This is a genomic window from Prescottella subtropica (genome assembly GCF_005434945.1).
GTDB classification, from domain to species: Bacteria; Actinomycetota; Actinomycetes; order Mycobacteriales; family Mycobacteriaceae; genus Prescottella; species Prescottella subtropica.
On record NZ_SKCH01000005.1, the window covers coordinates 45065 to 62344 of the forward strand.

The 17280-nt window shown below is 72.3% G+C and carries 14 protein-coding genes; 5 read left to right on the top strand and 9 right to left on the bottom strand.

Annotation, left to right across the window (positions count from 1 at the left end; all coding sequences use genetic code 11):
• Positions 1-9: 9 nt before the first annotated feature.
• Positions 10-771, bottom strand: a complete 762-nt coding sequence (locus E0497_RS07310; protein WP_137724134.1) for a DUF2249 domain-containing protein — start codon at positions 769-771, stop codon at positions 10-12.
• A 46-nt stretch (positions 772-817) separates the two neighbouring features.
• On the opposite strand from E0497_RS07310, the gene E0497_RS07315 reads away from it, so the two are divergent.
• Genes E0497_RS07315 through E0497_RS07335 form a run of 5 tightly spaced genes read left to right on the top strand, consistent with a single transcriptional unit; the run spans position 818 to position 5189 of the window.
• A complete protein-coding gene (locus tag E0497_RS07315) occupies positions 818-1519 on the top strand; it encodes a helix-turn-helix transcriptional regulator (protein WP_241665768.1) in 702 nt (233 codons plus the stop codon).
• A gap of 3 nt (positions 1520-1522) precedes the next feature.
• Complete coding sequence (locus E0497_RS07320; protein WP_137724136.1) at positions 1523-3199, top strand: cupredoxin domain-containing protein; 1677 nt, start codon at positions 1523-1525, stop codon at positions 3197-3199.
• 3 nt (positions 3200-3202) lie between these two features.
• Entirely contained in the window at positions 3203-3667 is a 465-nt protein-coding gene (locus E0497_RS07325) for a hemerythrin domain-containing protein (RefSeq protein ID WP_137724137.1), read from the top strand.
• Positions 3654-4118 (top strand): hypothetical protein, encoded by a 465-nt coding sequence (locus E0497_RS07330; protein ID WP_137724138.1) that lies wholly within the window; start codon positions 3654-3656, stop codon positions 4116-4118. Before E0497_RS07325 ends, E0497_RS07330 begins: the two co-directional genes overlap by 14 nt.
• A gap of 21 nt (positions 4119-4139) precedes the next feature.
• On the top strand, positions 4140-5189 hold the full coding sequence (locus E0497_RS07335) for a lipoate-protein ligase LplAB (RefSeq protein ID WP_137724139.1): 1050 nt from the start codon (positions 4140-4142) through the stop codon (positions 5187-5189).
• Positions 5190-5202: 13 nt separating this feature from the next.
• Here the strand turns inward: E0497_RS07335 and E0497_RS07340 are convergent, their stop codons facing one another.
• The 8 genes from E0497_RS07340 to E0497_RS07375 form a co-directional block, all read right to left on the bottom strand.
• Positions 5203-8502, bottom strand: a complete 3300-nt coding sequence (locus E0497_RS07340; RefSeq protein WP_137724140.1) for a protein kinase domain-containing protein — start codon at positions 8500-8502, stop codon at positions 5203-5205.
• A gap of 160 nt (positions 8503-8662) precedes the next feature.
• Positions 8663-9535, bottom strand: coding sequence for a 3-methyladenine DNA glycosylase (locus tag E0497_RS07345; protein WP_137724141.1), 873 nt, complete (start codon positions 9533-9535; stop codon positions 8663-8665).
• 6 nt (positions 9536-9541) lie between these two features.
• Complete coding sequence (locus E0497_RS07350) at positions 9542-10630, bottom strand: hemolysin family protein (RefSeq protein ID WP_137724142.1); 1089 nt, start codon at positions 10628-10630, stop codon at positions 9542-9544.
• A complete protein-coding gene (locus E0497_RS07355) occupies positions 10623-12002 on the bottom strand; it encodes a hemolysin family protein (RefSeq protein WP_137724143.1) in 1380 nt (459 codons plus the stop codon). Before E0497_RS07355 ends, E0497_RS07350 begins: the two co-directional genes overlap by 8 nt.
• 254 nt (positions 12003-12256) lie before the next feature.
• The gene (locus tag E0497_RS07360; RefSeq protein ID WP_137724144.1) at positions 12257-13141 is read right to left on the bottom strand and encodes a DMT family transporter; all 885 of its coding nucleotides are present in this window, start codon (positions 13139-13141) and stop codon (positions 12257-12259) included.
• A 5-nt stretch (positions 13142-13146) separates the two neighbouring features.
• Positions 13147-14472: a DEAD/DEAH box helicase gene (locus tag E0497_RS07365; protein ID WP_137724145.1), complete on the bottom strand. Its 1326-nt coding sequence runs from the start codon at positions 14470-14472 to the stop codon at positions 13147-13149.
• 111 nt (positions 14473-14583) lie between these two features.
• Positions 14584-15738, bottom strand: a complete 1155-nt coding sequence (locus tag E0497_RS07370; RefSeq protein WP_137724146.1) for an acyl-CoA dehydrogenase family protein — start codon at positions 15736-15738, stop codon at positions 14584-14586.
• 89 nt (positions 15739-15827) lie between these two features.
• Positions 15828-17255 carry an aldehyde dehydrogenase family protein gene (locus tag E0497_RS07375; protein WP_137724147.1) on the bottom strand — a complete coding sequence of 476 codons (1428 nt, stop codon included), beginning with the start codon at positions 17253-17255 and terminating at the stop codon, positions 15828-15830.
• Positions 17256-17280 lie beyond the last annotated feature (25 nt).

Sequence of the window (17280 nt, forward strand, 5' to 3'; positions counted from 1 at the left end):
GGCCGGTCGTCACAGTCGGGTCAGCATCAGCCGCCACGCCTCGGGGCCGCGCTGCTCGTAGGTGACCTCGAGGTGGCCGTCGGTGCGTTGGGCGAGTTGCCGGAGCAGGGGGATCGGGTCGTGGTGGGCGATGAGGATCATCGACTCGCCGGGGGTGACGGCGTCGAACGCGCCGAAGACGGTGGCGTGCCGGATGGCGTGGGGGATGGTGCGGACGTCGAGTTCGGGAATGTCGGGGTCGTGTTCGCCGCACGCGCATCCGCCGGTGCGGATGGTGGCGGTGGGCAGATTCTCGACCAGGCAGGTCAGGTTCACGGTCGGGGCCTCGGCGAGGGCGGGCATGAGCAGTTCGGTGGTCGTGCCGAAGAACACCTCGAGCAGTACCCGTAGGGCGCCGATGTCGGAGATGATGCGGACCCGGTCGGCGCCGATGCCGGTGCCGGCACCGGCGATGCGGGCGGCGGCCTGTTCGATCATCCGGAGTTGGCCGAGGAGGCCTTCGGTGAGGAGTCGGGTCCTGTCGAGGTCGGCGGCGCCGGGCAGCAGCCGGTGCTCGGCGGCGGTCAGCCACGGCGCGACCTGGAATGCGGTGAAGTCGACGACGGCGCGGTGGGCGTCGTCGAATCCGGTTCCGGTGGCGTCGCCGGCCCGGAACACGGCCTGTTCGTGGGCGGTCATGCGGCCGAGCAGTTCGGTGACCGCGTCCCGCTGCTGTTCGAGGGTGTTCGCGTCCGCGGCGGTCGAGGCCATGATCACGTCGTCGGTGCTCATCGGGATCCCCTTTCGGCTCGCGCCCCAATTTACTACGGTAGAAGCCGTGAATAAAAGCCCCGTGCCCCTCGGACCCGCCCCCGCCGCGGGCCCGGAGCGGCGCCGGCCCCTCACCGAACCGCAGGCCGCCGCCCTCGACGACCTGCGCCGCCGCCAGCAGCCGACCCGGGTCGGCGACGTCGCCGCCGCACTCGGTCTGCACGTCAACACCGTCCGGGAACATCTCGATGCGCTCGTCGCCGCCGGCCTGGCCGCCCGCACCCGCGCCCACGCCGACGGGCGCGGCCGGCCCGCCTGGCTGTACGACGCGGTCGACGACCCGGAACCCGATGTGCGGCTGCGGGACTACGCGGGCTTGGCGATCGCCCTGGCCGGACATCTGCAGGAGACCGGGGAGGATCCGTCCGCGACCGCCCTCGCCATCGGCCGCCGCTGGGGCCGGGATCTGGCCCGGCAGGAACTCGCGCAGCATCCGCGGGGGGTGGGCACGCCGCGGGAGCGGGTCCTCGACCTGCTCACCGGCCTCGGATTCGCCCCCACCCGCCCCGACCCGGCCACCCCGATCGCGTTGCGGCGCTGCCCGCTGCTCGACGCCGCCCGCCGCTACCCGGACGTCGTGTGCCGGGTGCATCTGGGGATCGTGCGCGGCGCCCTCGAGACGTTCGGTGACACCGGCACTTCGAGCGAGCTGACCGCGTTCGCCGAACCCGGCTGCTGCACACTCGAACTCGGCCGCGGCGAGGGGTGACCTGTGGTGACGTTGCGGGCGTGGCACCTGCGCACCGGCGCGGTGGTGCTGACGTGGCTGGTGGCACTGGTCGTGGTCGCCGCCGCGAATGCGGAGCTGGCGCAGTCGCATTGGCTGATGATCCACCTCCTCGGCCTGGGGGCCGCGTCGAACGCCATCCTGATCTGGAGCTGGTACTTCACCGAGGCGGTGCTGCGGCTGTCGCACAGCGAGCAGCGGCGCCCGCAGGGGCTGCGGCTGGTGCTGTTCAACGCCGGTGCGCTGGCCGTCGTGGTCGGCTACGGCAGTCACGGCACCGGTGCCCGGTTCGTCGTCCTGGCCGGGGCGCTTGCCGCGCTCGCCGCGATCGCCTGGCACGTGGGTGCGTTGCTGCGCCGGCTGGCGACCGCGCTGCCGTCCCGGTTCGGGCCGATCGTCCGCTACTACGTCGCGTCCGGGGCGTGCCTGCTGGTCGGGATCGGATTCGGGGCCGCCCTCGCCTCCGGCACCCTGCCCGGCAGTTGGTCGCCGCGGCTGGCCGTCGCGCACGCGGCCGTGAACGTGCTCGGCTGGATCGGGTTGACGGTGATCGGCACCCTGGTCACCCTGTGGCCGACGATCCTGCGCACCCGCATGGCCGCCGGGGTCGAGCGCGCCGCGGTCCGGGGGCTGCCGGTGCTGATCGGGGCGGTCGCTGTCGTCGTCGCCGGCGCCCTGACCGGGATCCTGCCGGTCGCCGCGGCCGGGATCGCCGGTTACGCCGCCGCCCTCGGCTACGTCGCGTGGGCGCACGCCGACGAGGTGCGCCGCAAGCATCCCACCAGTTTCGCGGCCCTGTCGGTGCTCGCCGGTCTGGTGTGGCTATTGGTCACTCTGATCGTGCTGGCGGTCGGATACGTGACCGCGCCCGACTGGTTCGCCGCCGAGGACCGGTTGGCGACGGCGACGACCGCGCTGCTCGGCGGGTTCCTCGCGCAGGTGCTGCTCGGGGCGCTCAGCTATCTGATCCCGGTGGTAGTCGGGAACCGGCCGTCCGCCACCCAGGCCGCGACCGCGGTCCTCGACACCGCCGGGCCGGCGAGGGTCGCCGCCGCCAACGCGGGCCTGTTGGTGTGGGCGCTGCCCGGCACCGGGCTGCCGTCCACCCTGTGCGCGGCCGTCGCGGTGGCCGCGCTGGCCGGTGTGGTGCCGTTGACGGTGCGGGCGGTGCTCGTCGCCCGCCGCCCGGTGGACCCGGATGTGCCGCGGCGGCGGGGCCGGCGCCCCGACCCGGCGACCGGGGTGCTGCTCGGGTCGGGGGCGGCGGGGCTGGCCGTCGTCGTGGTCGCCGCCGCGCTCGGGGTGGCCGCCGACCCGGCTGCGGTCGGGCTGTCCGGCCGTACCGGCACACCACCGGCGGCGGCGTCCGGGCACACCACCCGCGTCGACGTGTCCGTCGCGGGCATGCGGTTCGTGCCCGACCGTCTCGCGGTGCCGGCCGGGAACCGGCTCGTGATCACCCTGACCAACACCGGCGACCGGACCCACGACCTGGTGCTGTCCGGCGGCGCGCGGACCCCCCGGTTGTCCCCGGGCGGGCAGGCCACCGTCGACGCCGGGGTGATCACCGGCAGCGGGCAGGGCTGGTGTTCGGTGGCCGGGCACCGGCAGATGGGCATGGTCCTGGACATCACCGTCGAACCGTCACGACAGGAAGGTTGAAGCATGAGCAGCGACACCCGGGTCGCCACACCGTTGAGTGCGGCCCTGACCCGTGAACATCACGACATCGACGCCGGGATCGCGGCGTTCGTCGAGGGCCGGGACGTCGCGGCCCTCACCCGGGCCGCGGACGCGTTGCGCCGGCACATCTATCTCGAGGAGGAGTTCCTGTTCCCGCCGCTGCGGGCGGCCGGGTTGATGGGCCCGGTGCTGGTGATGCTGCGGGAACACGGGCTGATCTGGCGGGCCCTCGACCGGGTCCAGGATGCCGTCGAGCTCGGCGGGGATCCGCTGCCGGCGCTCGACGAACTCGCCGGGCTCCTCGACCGGCACAACACCAAGGAGGAACCGATCCTGTACCCGGGGGCCGACACCGTCCTGGATGCGGCCGCCGCCCGGCAGCTCACCGGGTTCCTGGCGTCCGGGCGGATGCCGGACGGGTGGGTGTGCGCGCATGCCGGCGAATGACGGGGTGCGGTCGGCCGGGAACTGGCGCACCGGTGGCCTGTTCCTGCTCACCGGGGCGGCCGCCGTCGTCGCCGGTGGGCTGCTCGCCGCGGTGACCGCGTCGGCGCCCACCGAGCACGCGGTGTGGGCGTCGGCGTATCTGGTGCTGGTGGCCGGGGTGTGCCAGATCGTGGTCGGCGGGGTGACCGCGCTCCTGGCCGACCGGTTCGGCGGGGTGCTCGCGGCGGCGTGGATCGTGTTCACGTCGGCGAACGCCGCGGTGATCGGTGGGACCGTCACCGAGACCACCCCGGTGCTGTGGGTGGGGGCGCTGCTGCTGCTCGCGAGCCTGGTGCTGCTGCTGGTCGCGGTCCGGGGGGTCCGCGGCGGCGTGCTGCTGTGGGGGTATCGGGCGGTGCTGATCGTGCTGGCCGTCTCGACTCCGATCGGGTTGCTCCTCGAACGCCGGTGACCCGCCGATAGGCTGCCCGTCATGCGTGGTGAGTACAAGGTTCCCGGTGGCAAACTCGTGATCGTCGACGTGGAGGTGGACGACGGACACCTGGCGCAGGTGGCGTTGTCGGGGGATTTCTTCCTCGAACCCGACGAGGCGCTCGACGACATCACCGCCGCGGTGACCGGCATGTCGGCGGCCGCGAACGCCGCCCAGTTGGGGGCCGCGATCACCGCAGCCCTCGGTGACGACGTGGCGCTGATCGGGTTCACCCCGGAATCGGTGGGGATCGCGATCCGCCGCGCCCTCGGGCACGCCACCAGCTGGCACGACCACGAATTCGATATCGTCGGCCCGGTCGTGCTGGATCCGGCGCTGCACGTCGCCCTCGACGAGGTCATCGCGCGGGAGGTCGCGGCCGGTCAGCGGCGGCCCACACTGCGGTTCTGGGACTGGGATGCGCCGCTGGTGGTGCTGGGATCGTTCCAGTCGGTGCGCAACGAGGTCGACGCCGACGGCGCCGCCCGGCACGGGATCGGGGTCGTCCGCCGTATCTCCGGCGGCGGCGCGATGTTCATGGAGCCGGGCAACTGCATCACCTATTCGCTGGCGGTGCCCACCTCACTGGTCGACGGCCTGAGTTTCGAGCAGTCGTACGTGTTCCTCGACCAGTGGGTGATGGGGGCGCTCGCCGACGTCGGTATCACCGCCCGGTACGTGCCGCTCAACGACATCGCCTCCGAGCAGGGCAAGATCGCCGGCGCCGCCCAGAAACGGTTCGCCGCCGGCGCCGTCCTGCACCACGTGACGATGGCGTACGACATCGACGCCGACAAGATGACCGAGGTGCTGCGCATCGGCCGGGAGAAGATCTCCGACAAGGGCATCACCTCCTCCGGGAAACGTGTCGACCCGATGCGCTCCCAGACCGGCATGACCCGCGACGCCATCATCGACGCCTTCACCGCCCACTTCCGGGCCCGCTACACCACCCACGACGCCGGCTACACCGAGGCGGAACTCGCCGCGGCCCGCGCGCTGGTGGACAGCAAGTTCAAGGACGACACCTGGACGTACCGGGTGCCGTGACCGGGGCGGCGGCTCACCCGGCCCGCACCGATTCGGCGATCCAGGTGGCGACCTGCACCCGGGAGGTGAACCCGAGTTTGGACAGGATGTGGTCGACGTGCCCGTCGACGGTGCGCTGCGAGATCGTCAGCCGGGTCGCGATCTCCTTGTTGGTGAGGCCCTCGGCGACCAGGTCGGCGACCTGGCGTTCCCGTTTGGTGAGTGGTGTCGTCTCCAGTGCGGTGCCGTCGGGTTCCTGGTCGCGTTCCCCGAGCGCGTAGGCGAGGGCGGCCTCGGTGGACATGGCGGCGCCCTCGTGGCAGGCGGTGGCGAGGACGTCCTCGTCGAGGCCCGCCCGGACGGTCTCCTCGAATTCCTGCTGGTGGGCGAGCAGATTCGGGAACAGGACGGGGTGGCTGCCGACGAGCCGCCGATGCGCCGTCGCGGCGCCCATCAGCACCACGGCGCGCCGTAGTTGTCCCCGCTCCGCGGTGATCCACGCCAGCGCCTGCAGGCACGTGAACACCATCAGCGGATCGTCGGTTTCCCGGGTGAGCCGCAGCCCGGCTTCGAGGAGTTCGACGGCGTGTTCGACGTTCCCGGACCGCCACATGTCGACGCCGTTCGCCCACAGCGCGTACCCGCGGTGGACGTACTCGCCGGACGCCTGCGCCAACGCCAGCGCCCGCCCCTGATAGGTGAGGGCGCGGGTGGTGTTGTCGCCCACGTGCGCCCAGCCCAGCAGGCTCAGCGCCTCGAGGTGCAGCTGCGGGTGGGCGTCGATGCCGGGGGTGTCGGCGGCGTCGGCCAACCGCTGCCGGGCCCGGGTGAAGTCGCCGCTGCAGAACGCGGTGACCCCGTCGGCGATCGCGACGTAGGCGCGGGTGAACGGGTCGGCGTCCGCGGTGTCGAGGGCGGCCGCCTGCGCGACCCGGGCACTCGCCGCGGCCAGGTCACCCTGGAAGGCGGCCAGGATGGCGGCCGCGAACAGGGCCTTGGCCTGCAGGAACGGGGGTTGCGGGTAGTTCTGCGCCAAGGCCCGGTCCAGGGCGTGCCGGCCCCCGGTGAACCGGCCGCGGGCCATCCAGAACGGGTACATCGCCGCCGCGAACGGCACTGCGTCGCCCTCGGTGTCGGCGAGGGCGAACTCGAACGCCTCCCGCAGGTTCGGCAGTTCCCGGAACAGTCGGGCACTCCACTCGAGCTGGCGGGGGCTGATCCAGTCGGCCTCGGCGTCCCGGGCCATGCGCAGATACCAGGTGCGGAACCGGTTCCGCACCTCCTGATACCAGTCGCTGCGTTCGAGGTTCTCGATGCCGTACTCGCGGACCGTTTCCAGTATCCGGTAGTAGACGCGGCCGTCGGCGTCGTCGCACACCACGATCGACTTGTCCACCAGCGAGGCGAGGACGTCGAGCAGGTCCGGCACCGACGGGTCCTCCCCGACCCGGCTGCACACCTGCTCGGCGTCGTCGAGGTCGAAGCCGCCGACGAACAGCGACAACCGGTTCCACAGCCGCTGCTCGACGGGGGTGCACAGGTCGTAGCTCCAGTCGATGGACAGCCGCAGTGTCTGTTGCCGCTCCGGGACCCCCCGGTTTCCCCACGTGGGCAGGGTGTGGCGTTCGGTGAGCTGCTGCAGGATCTGCTCGACCGACAGGGCGCGGGTGCGGGCCGCCGCCAGTTCGATCGCCAGCGGCAGCCCGTCGAGTCGGGTGCAGATCGCGGCGACGGCCGCGGTGTTGTCGTCGGTGAGCGTGAACCCCGGGGCGGCGGCTGCCGCCCGCTCCGCGAACAGCTGCACCGCGTCGGCGCGGGACATGCCGGTCGTCGACTGGGGCCGCTCCGGGTCCGGGGTGTGCAGGGGGGCGACCGGCACCACCGTTTCACCGCCGAGTCCCAACAGTTCCCGGCTGGTGGCCAGGACCCGCAGATCCGGGCAGTGTCCCAGCAGGCCTTCGACCAGTTCGGCGACCGCGCCGATCACCTGTTCGCAGTTGTCGAGGACCAGCAGCCCGGTGCGTTCGGTCAATGCGTCGACGAGGGCCGCCCGCAGCGGCCGGCCCGCGAAGTTCCGGACCCCGAGGGCGGTGGCGACGGCGTCGACGACGAGTGCCGGGTCGTGGACACCGGCGAGTTCGACGAGCCACACCCCGTCGGGGAAACTGCGCCGCACCGCGGCCGCCGCCCGGAACGCGAGCCGGGTCTTGCCGACGCCGCCGATCCCGGTCAATGTCACCAGTCGGGCGGTGTCCAGGGCGTGCCGGATCGTGGCCAGTTCCCGTTGGCGGCCGACGAAACTGGTGACGTCCGCGGGCAGATCGGCGCGGGGCTGCAACGCAGTCCGGGTGCTGACGGCACCGGAGGAGACGTCGTCGTACAGCTGGCCGAGCAGCTCGGCGAGGTCGGTCGCCGACGGCCGCTCGGCGGGATCGCGGGCCATGGCCCGCTCGACGACGGTACTGACGTCGTCGGGGATGCCGCCGTCCCGCAGGTCCGGCACCGGCGCGGTGGTGATCCGCAGGAACTGGGCGACGACCTGTTCGCCGCTGCGCCGCTCGAACGCGGCATGCCCGGTCAGGGCGCAGAACAGGGTGGCGCCGAGACCGTAGATGTCGGAGGCCGAGCTGGGGGCATCCCCCTCGAGGACCTCGGGGGCGGTGAACGCGGGGGAGCCGGTGATGGTGCCGGCCGCGGTCTGGAAGCCGCCGGAGACGTGCGCGATCCCGAAGTCGGCGAGCGCCGGTTCGCCGTAGTCGGTGAACAGGATGTTCGCCGGTTTCACATCGCGGTGCACGATGCCGTGTTCGTGGACGGTCTGCAGCGCCTCGGACAGTTTCGCCCCCACCTGCAGCACCTCGATGGCCGGGAGGGGACCGCCGTCCCGGATGCGTTGCTCGAGGTTGCCGAGGCGGTGGTACGGCATCACCAGGAACGGATGCCCGGCCGCCGTTTCCCCGACCCGCAGGACCCCGACGACGTTCGGATGCCCGGTCAGCTGCCCCATCGCCCGCTGCTCCCGCTCGAACCGGGCCCGGTTCTGCTCGTCGAGGGCGGTGGTGAGGACCTTCACCGCGACGGTGCGGTCGAGTTCGGTCTCGGTGCAGCGGAAGACGGTGCCGAACCCACCCCGCCCGATCTCCTCGGCGTCGGTGAACCCGGCCGCCGCCAGCTCGGACGCCAGCACGCCGTCGGTCTCCGGTGCGGCCTGCGGGACGGGACCCGCCTGCGTCCGCAGCAGATCGGCCTGCGTGCCCTGACCCAGCCGGGTCCGCAACGCATCGTCCTGCGGACTCGGTTGCGCCTGCGTTAGGAGCGGGTCGGACTCGACCATCGCGCCACCTACGATTCACCGTCGGATTCGATTCTCGGGGCTGCTCGGCCCGCCGCGGTGACGACGCTCGGGCGGTCGTCACGACCAGCCGCACAGCATAATTCGAGGCTACACCCGCCGGATCTGCCCGGACGGGACCGAACGGTGGGTCCGGGGGTGGTCAGGTGCCGGACAGGAGGGTCCGGCACCGGCCCAGCAGGTGTTCGCGCAGCACCGCCGCCCGCTCCGACAGCGCCTGCTGTTCACGCACGTAGTCGGCGCGGCCGGCCGGGGTTTCGATGCGGACCGGGTCGTAGCCGTAGCCGGACAGGTCGTAGGGGCTGGCCCGCATGTCCAGTTCCCGCGCATCGGTGGCCAGCCGGAAACAGTCGAGGACGGTCGCGGAGTCGACCAGCGGGCCCAGCTTGGCCGCCCACTTGTACAGGTCCATGCCGGCGTGCAGGCAGCCCGGTTGCTCGCGGCCGATCTGGTCCTCCCGCGCCAACGGGATCTCGTTGCGGGGGGCCGCGTCGGGGGTGAAGAACCGGAACGCGTCGTAATGCGTGCACCGCAACTGCATGGAGTCGACGACCGCGTCGGTGCCGGTGTGCCCGAGCCGCAGCGGCACCTGTGCGTGCCGGACCGCGTCGTCGCCGCCGCGGTACACCATCGCCCACTCGTGCAGCCCGAAACAGCTCAGGTGCGGGCGCCGGGACGCGGTCGCCGCCAGCAGTGCGGTCACGAACTCGACCGTCGCCCGCCGCTTGTCGAGCAGGTCGGGGGAGACGGTGACCCCGCCGGAACCCTCGACGTAGCCGGCGTACGTCAGGTAGTCGCGGGCGGCGTCGCCGGTGAGTACCGTCCCGAACCCGGGATGCCAGCGCCGCAGCTGGGCGGGCCGGACACTGTAGTAGGTGAACAGGAAGTCGTGCACCGGATGCGGGAGCCCGTCGGCCTTGCGCTGCAGGTGCGGGCCGAGCAGGACCGCCACCGCGGCGCGGTGGCGGTCCCGTCGGGCGGTCCACACCTCTTCCGGCAGAATCGCCGAGGTCATCTGCGGTCAGACCGCCTTCTGCCCGGGGATCACGTCGTCGATCCGGTGGGTGCCGTCGCGGACGGTGCCGACGAACTCCTCCACCAGATCCTCGAGCGCGACGATGCCGATCACGGCACCGGAGCCGTCGATCACGGCACCGAGGTGGGCGCCGGCCCGCCGCAGCGCGGCCAGGGCGTCGTCGAGTTGCAGGGTCACCGAGATCAGCGGCAGCCGGCGGACGTCGGTGCGGGGGATCGCGGTGTCCGGTCCGGCGGACTCGTCGGCCACCCGGTCGAGGATGTCCTTGATGTGCACGTAGCCGACGAGGGTGCCGTCGGCGGCCCGCACCGGGTACCGCGAATAGCCGGTCGCGGTGACCGCCGCCTCCACCGCCCCGAGGGTGGTGCCGCCGGCGACCGCCGGGACGCAGCGCATCTTCTCCGACGGGATGAGCACGTCGGCGACGGTGCGGCCCTCGGTGTGCAGGGCCTGCGTGAGCCGGCGGTGTTCCTCCTCGTCGATGAGGCCCTCGGTGTGTGATTCGCCGATCATCTCCGACAGTTCGAGCGTGGAGACGGTGGCGTCGAGTTCGTCCTTCGGTTCGACCCGGAACGCCCGCAGGATCGCGTTGGCGGTGATGTTGTAGAACGCGATCAGCGGGCGCACCACCTTGATGAACGCCAGGTGCGCGGGCACCAGCAGCATCGCCGACTTCTCCGGTCCGGCGATCGCGATGTTCTTCGGGACCATCTCGCCGAGCAGGATGTGCAGCACCACCACCAGCGACAATGCGATCGTGAACGAGATCGGGTGCAGCAGCGCGTCCGGGACACCCATCGCGTCCATCGGCTTCTCGAGCAGATGCGCGATGGCCGGTTCGCCGACCTTGCCGAGCAGGATCGAGCAGATCGTGATGCCCAGCTGGGCGCCCGCGAGCATCAGCGACAGATGCCGGCCGGCCTCGATGACGGTCGCGGCCCGCTTCTTGCCCTGCGCGTGCAGCGCCTCGAGCCGGTCCCGTCGGGCGGTGATGAGGGCGAACTCGGCGCCCACGAAGAACGCGTTGCCCGCCAGCAGGAAGACCGTGAGTCCCACGGCCGCCAGGTCACCCACGGCGCACCTCCCCGGAGTCGGTCTCGATCGCCGGGACCGGGGTCAGCAGCACCCGGTCGATGCGGCGCCCGTCCATCGCCAGGACCCGGGCGATCCAGCCGTGCTCGCCGCCGGTCGGGGTGCGCCCGTCCGCCGCCGGTAGCGCAGTCTCGTCGCCGTCGACGGGGATCCGTCCCAGGCAGGTCAGGACCAGGCCGCCGAGCGTGTCGTACTCGCCGTCGGGGGCGATGTAGCCGGTGGCGCGGGAGATCTCGTCGGTGCGCAGCAGACCCGAACAGGACCAGCTGTGCCCGACGCGTTGGACGTCGATCTCGGTGGCGTCGTGCTCGTCGCGGACGTCGCCGATGATTTCTTCGATCAGATCCTCCATGGTCACCAGGCCGGCGGTGCCGCCGTACTCGTCGACGACGAGCGCGACCTGCATGCCGTCGGCCCGCACCTGTTCCATCACGGCGTCCCCGTCGAGGGTCGACGGGACCGCCGGCACGGTCTGGGCGAGGGTGACGAGCCGGGTGGTGGCGCGCTGCGCGGCCGGGACGGTGAACGCGCGTTTGACGTGGACGACACCGATCGTGTCGTCCAGGTCGCCGTCGACGATCGGGAACCGGGAGAACCCGGTGCGGGACGCCGCCGCGATGAGGTCGGTGACGGTGGCGTCGGTGTCGAGGGATTCGATCTTCACGCGCGGGGTCATCAGCTCCTCGGCGCTGAGTTCACCGAACCGCAGCGACCGGTTGACCAGCAGCGCGGTCCCGGCGTCGAGGGAGCCGCGTTCGGCGGACGTGCGCACCAGCGACCCGAGTTCCTGCGGGGAGCGGGCCGAGCGCAGTTCCTCCGCCGGTTCGATGCCGAGGCGGCGGACGATCCAGTTCGCGGCGCCGTTGAGGCCGTTGATCGCCCACCGGAAGATCAGTGAGAACCCGGCCTGCAGGCCCGCGGTGGCGCGGGCGGTCGGCAGCGGCCGGGAGATGGCCAGGTTCTTCGGCACCAGCTCGCCGAAGATCATCGAGAACGAGGTCGCGAGGATCAGGGCCAGCGCCAGCGAGACACCGCCCGCGGCGCCCGCGGGCACGCCGACGGCGGTGAGGATCGGGGTGATGAACCGGGCGAGCACGGGTTCGGCGAGGTAACCGGTGATCAGGGTGGTGATCGTGATACCGAGCTGGGCGCCGGACAGCTGGAACGACAGGGTGCGGTGCGCACGCTGGACCTGCCGGGCGCGGCGGTCGCCGTCGCGCGCGTGGGCGTCGACGGTACTGCGTTCGAGCGCGGTCAGGGAGAATTCGGCCGCCACGAAGAGGGCGGTGCCTGCGGTCAAGGCGACGAAGCCGACCAGGCTGAGCGTGGTGAGTGCGATGGTGGCGATGTCCATGTCAGCACCACCCGCTCGGGGTGCGGGGCGGGCCGGGTTTGTCTCCCGGCTCGGTAGAGGAACCCTCCGCGGTGTCGGAATCCGATCCGGGGGAGGGGCCGTCGGGATGTGCGTCAGGGGGTGTCGGTATGGGTGCCTCGGGCACCTCGGTCCTCTCTGTCGGGCAGCGCATGTCGTGACGGTTCAACCGTGTCGGCGCCGCACATATTTCCGAAAATGAGTTTTCACTGTACCGGAGCCGCCCGTTAAACGGATTAAACGGACACGCCGGGGGTGGTCCCGGCCCGGGTCTGCCGGGTGGCCTGCTCCCGGGACAGGGCGATGGTGGCGGCGATCATCACGACCACCGCCGCCGCGACGACCACGGCCCCGACCCCGGACGTGCGCAGCCGCTCGTCGAGGACCGTCGTACCCAGCACGATCGCCACCACCGGCTCGCCGATCGTGATCGCCGGCAGCGACGCCGACAGCGGGCCCACCTGGAACGCCCGCTGCTGCAGATACACCCCGACCGCGCCGGCCGCGAGCAGCGCGTACGTCTGCCACGCACCGGCGACCGCCCCCAGGCCGTGCCCGAACAGGTCGGTGACGTACTTGGTGAACGCGACCGCCACCCCGTACAGGCCGCCGCTCGCCGCCCCGAGCAGCAGTGCCCGCCGACCGGCGTCGACCCGCGGGGACAGTCCCGCCAGAGCGGCGACGGCGAGAACGACGACCACCGCGGTCAGCGGCAGCGCCCACCGTGCCCACGGCGCGTCGATGTTCCCGTCGGTGGGGTCACCGACGATCAGGAACACCGCCAGCGCCACCGTCAGCGCCCCGGCCAGCGCCCACGACCGGCGGGTCAGCCGACACCCGGAGAACCGCGCCGACAGCGGCAACGCGAACAGCAGCATCGACACCAGCAGCGGCTGCACCACCAGCACCGAGCCGAGGGCGAGGGCCGCGACCTGCAGCAGGTAGCCGCCGCCGTCCCCGACGATCCCCGCCCACCAGCGGGGGCTGCGGAGCAGCGACCCGATCAGCGGCCGGTCCTCGGGCACCGCGGCCGCCGCGGTCTGCTGCGCCACCGACGCGCACGCGAACAGCAGGGCGGCGGCCAGCGCACACCCGATCGCGGCGACCGGCAGACCCGACATGCGGGTCAGTGTCCCCCGCGGCGGCGCCGGCCGCGACCGGAACCGGTGGGACGATGATGCTGCTGCTCGCCGCGGGACCGGAAGCGGCCGGTGCCGGGACGCGGCTTCTCCGGTGCCTCCGGTTGTTTCGGCGGGGTCGGCTCGGCGACGGGGGTGCCGCTGGGCCGGCGGGCCCCGGTGACCGTCTCCCAGCGCCGGTCGTCGCCGCCGACCGGCAGGATCGTCGCGTCGACGCCCGCGGCCCGCATCACCGCCGCGGCCGGCGCGTACTCGTCCTCGGTGACGATCGTGACGACGGCGCCGGATTCGCCGGCGCGGGCGGTGCGGCCCGCCCGGTGCAGGTACGCCTTCGGGTCGGTCGGCGGATCGACGTGCACCACCAGGGACACGTCGTCGACATGAATTCCCCGCGCCGCGACATCCGTGGCGACCAGTACCGGAATCGTGCCGCCGGCGAACTCGGCGAGGATCCGGGTGCGCTGGTTCTGAGGTTTGTCGCCGTGCAGACCGCGCGCGCACACCCCGGCCGCCCGCAACTCGTCGGTGAGCCGGTCCACCCCGGCCTTGGTGCGCACGAACAGCAGCGTCCGCCCCTTGCGGGCGGCGACGCGGGCGACGATGTCCCACTTGAGTTTCCGGGGCACCTGCAGCACGTGATGGGTCATGGTGTCGACGGCGGCGACGGCCTCCGCGGTGGCATGGGTGACCGGGTCGTGCAGGTACTTCTCGACGAGGGTGTCGACCTCCCCGTCGAGGGTCGCCGAGAACAGCAGCCGCTGCGCCGCGTCCGGGGTGCGGTCCAGGACCGCGGTGACCTGCGGCAGGAACCCGAGTTCGGCCATGTGATCGGCCTCGTCGATCACAGTGACGAGCACGTCGTCGAGGGTGACGGTGCGTTTGCCGAGATGGTCGACCAGCCGGCCCGGGGTGGCGAGCACCACGTCCACGCCGCGGCCCAGCCGCGCCGCCTGCGCCTTGAGCGGCACCCCGCCGACCAGCGACACCAGCCGCAGCCCCAACGCCAGCGCCGACTCGTCGAGCGCCGACTCGATCTGCTGCGCCAGTTCCCGCGTCGGCACCAGCACCACCGCCCGCGGCCGGCCCGGCCGCGACGCGCCGCCGGTCAACCGCATCAGCATCGGCAACCCGAACGCCAGGGTCTTCCCCGACCCGGTCGGGCCGCGGCCCAGCACGTCCCGCCCGGCGAGGATGTCCGGGATCGTGGCCGCCTGGATCGGGAACGGTGTCGTGATCTTCTCCCGGCCGAGGGCATGGAGCAGCGGCACCGGCAGCCCGAGCTGCGCGAACGAGGAAACAGGGCGGTCGGGCATGAGCGGGGGTGGGCCTTCCGTAGGGGAAATGCCAGGCTACCGCGCTGCGGCGCGTCTCCCGCACCCGAGCGAGTGTGGGAGACGCGCCGCAGCCGAGCCGATCGCGGCCGGTCAGAGGCCGCGGGAGATCACCAGCCGCATGATGTCCGACGTGCCCTCCTCGATCTCCTCGAGCTTGACGTCACGCATCCACTGCTCGACCGGGTACTCCCGCGAGTAGCCCCAGCCGCCGAGGGTCTGCACCGCGGCATGGGTGACGAACATCGCCATCTCGGACGCGGTCAGCTTCGCCATCGCCGCCAGGGCGGTGGTGTCGCGGCCCGCGTCGATCGAGCGGGCGGCGTGCAGCACCAGCAGCCGGGCCGACTCGATCCGGGTGGCCATGTCCGCCAGCCGGAACGCGACCGCCTGGTGTTCGATGATCGGCTTGCCGAACTGGGTGCGGGTCCGGGCGTAGTCGAGGGCGTACTCGTAGGCGGCGCGGGCCGACCCGACAGCGGCGGCCCCCAGGACGGTGCGGGAGATGTCGAACGTCTTCATCAGCCCGTAGAAGCCCTGGCCCTCGTCGCCGAGCCGGTCCTCGTCGGGCACGAACACGTTGTCGAAGAACAACTCCCGGCACACGATCGCGCGCTGGCCCATCTTCTTCATCGGCTCGCCCCACGTGAAGCCCTCGGCGTCCTTCCGGAGCAGGAACGCGGTGACCCCCTTGGAGCGTTCGGCGCGGTCGGTCTTGGCGAACACCACGTACTGGTCGGCGGCGCCGGCGTTGGAGATCCACGCCTTCTGCCCGTTGATCCGGTAGCCGCCGTCGACCTTGGTGGCGTGCGTGACGATCGACGCCGCATCCGAACCGGAGCCCGGTTCGGTGGTGGCCAGGGAGGTGATCAGCGGCGACGTCCCGGTGAGGGGGCGCAGCCACGTCTCCTTCTGCTCCTCGGTGCCGAGCGCGAGCAACGGATCGGAGAAGAACCCGTTGGAGCACACGAAGTTGCCGATACCGGGATCACCCCAGCACAGTTCCTCCTGCACCAGGCACTGGGTGAACACATCGGTCATCCCGCCGCCGCCGAACTCCTCGGGGATCATGTAATCGGTGATCCCGATCTGGGCGGCCTTGGCGAAGATGTCGACGGGGGTGACCACGTCGGCCTCGTCGACCTCGCGGCCGCGGGGCCGGATCTCCTTCTCGGCGAAGTCACGGCACAGCTTGACGATCTCGCGCTGCTCGGTGGTCAGGGTCCAGGGCTCGAACATCTCGGTCATTTCACAGTCCTTTCGTGACCGACGGGTCGGTCGAGAATTTTTCGGTCGTGCGGTGGGTGCGGGTGGCGGGGAGCGGGGCGGTCACGGCGTCATACCTGCACCGCCGTCCACTCGATGCACTCGTCGAATCCGACGGACCCCAGTTCGCGGCCCAGCCCGGACGCCTTCCAACCACCGAACGGGGCGAGCGGGTTGAACGGGGCGCCGTTGACGTCGACCTGCCCGGTGTCCATCCGCAGCGCTACGTCGATCGCGCGATCCGTGTCGCCCGACCACACCGCGCCGGCCAGCCCGTACTCGGTGGCGTTGGCGAGGGCGACGGCGTCGTCGTCCCCGTCGTGCGGTTCGACGACCAGGACCGGGCCGAACACCTCGTCGCGGGTGATCGGGTCGCCGCGCTCGAGGTCGGCGAGCACGGTGGGCCGGTGGTAGAAGCCGCCGTCGAGCCCGGGAACCGGTGCGGTGCCGCCGGCCGCCACCCGCGCACCGCGGGCGATCGCGGCGTCCACCATGGCCCGGACGGACGCCAGTTGGGTGTCCGACACCAGCGGGCCGAGATCGGTGCCGCGGGACGTCGGATCGCCGACGACGAGCGTGTCGGCGCACGCCGCGGCCAGCTCCACCGCCTCGGTGTACCGGGCGCGGGGGACCAGCAGCCGGGTCCAGGCGCTGCACGTCTGCCCGCTGTTGAGCATCGCCGACGACACCGTGGCGGTGACTGCGGCCCGCAGGTCGGCGTCGTCGAGGACGACGGACGCCGATTTGCCGCCCAGTTCCAGGCAGGCCCGCTTGATCAGCCGGCCGGCCTGGGCGCCGACCTGCCGGCCGACCGTCGTCGACCCGGTGAACGAGACCACCGCGACGTCGGGGTGTTCGATCAGCGCCGGGCCGAGGACCGAGCCGCGGCCGGGCAGCAGGTTCACCGCCCCCGCCGGCAGGTCCGTCTCGAGGACGGCGTCGCAGAACAGGTATGTGCCGAGCGGGGTCAGTTCGGCCGGTTTGACGACGACGGTGCAGCCGGCGGCGAGCGCCGCCCCGACCTTCGCGGCGAGCTGGTAGACCGGGTAGTTCCACGGGGTGATGCAGGCGACGACCCCCGCCGGGCGGCGCACCGTGATCGTGTTGCCGACCCGCTGCCGCAGCGGCGTGTCGGCGGCGATCCGGGCGAACGAGTCGATGATCTCGATCGCCAGATCGATGTGGGATTCCTCGGCGACCGTCACCGGCGCGCCGACCTCGGCGACGGTGGCCGCCACCAGGTCGTCGCGGCGGTCCCGCAGCCGGTCCGCCAGCTGGGTGAGCACCGTCGACCGCTCCTGCGCCGACCGGGCCGCCCAGACCCGGCCCGCCGCGCGTGCGGCGGCGACGGCGGCGTCCGCGTCGGCGGTCGTGGCGACCCCGGCCCGGCCGACGATCCGGCCGGTCGCCGGATTCACGACGTCCGAGGTGTGCGCGCACTCGATCCAGCGGCCGTCGACCAGTGCGGTCGACCGCCACCATCCGGGTGTCGTGTCCATGCGGGATCCTCCTCGCGTGGTGGTG

Excerpts from the sequence above, each read along its gene's own strand:
- E0497_RS07365 (WP_137724145.1), bottom strand. The coding sequence starts at position 14,472 with ATGCCCGACCGCCCTGTTTCCTCGTTCGCGCAGCTCGGGCTGCCGGTG.
- E0497_RS07360 (WP_137724144.1), bottom strand. The coding sequence starts at position 13,141 with ATGTCGGGTCTGCCGGTCGCCGCGATCGGGTGTGCGCTGGCCGCCGCC.
- E0497_RS07355 (WP_137724143.1), bottom strand. The coding sequence starts at position 12,002 with ATGGACATCGCCACCATCGCACTCACCACGCTCAGCCTGGTCGGCTTC.
- E0497_RS07345 (WP_137724141.1), bottom strand. The coding sequence starts at position 9,535 with ATGACCTCGGCGATTCTGCCGGAAGAGGTGTGGACCGCCCGACGGGAC.
- E0497_RS07375 (WP_137724147.1), bottom strand. The coding sequence starts at position 17,255 with ATGGACACGACACCCGGATGGTGGCGGTCGACCGCACTGGTCGACGGC.
- E0497_RS07330 (WP_137724138.1), top strand. The coding sequence starts at position 3,654 with ATGCCGGCGAATGACGGGGTGCGGTCGGCCGGGAACTGGCGCACCGGT.
- E0497_RS07310 (WP_137724134.1), bottom strand. The coding sequence starts at position 771 with ATGAGCACCGACGACGTGATCATGGCCTCGACCGCCGCGGACGCGAAC.
- E0497_RS07335 (WP_137724139.1), top strand. The coding sequence starts at position 4,140 with ATGCGTGGTGAGTACAAGGTTCCCGGTGGCAAACTCGTGATCGTCGAC.
- E0497_RS07340 (WP_137724140.1), bottom strand. The coding sequence starts at position 8,502 with ATGGTCGAGTCCGACCCGCTCCTAACGCAGGCGCAACCGAGTCCGCAG.
- E0497_RS07325 (WP_137724137.1), top strand. The coding sequence starts at position 3,203 with ATGAGCAGCGACACCCGGGTCGCCACACCGTTGAGTGCGGCCCTGACC.
- E0497_RS07370 (WP_137724146.1), bottom strand. The coding sequence starts at position 15,738 with ATGACCGAGATGTTCGAGCCCTGGACCCTGACCACCGAGCAGCGCGAG.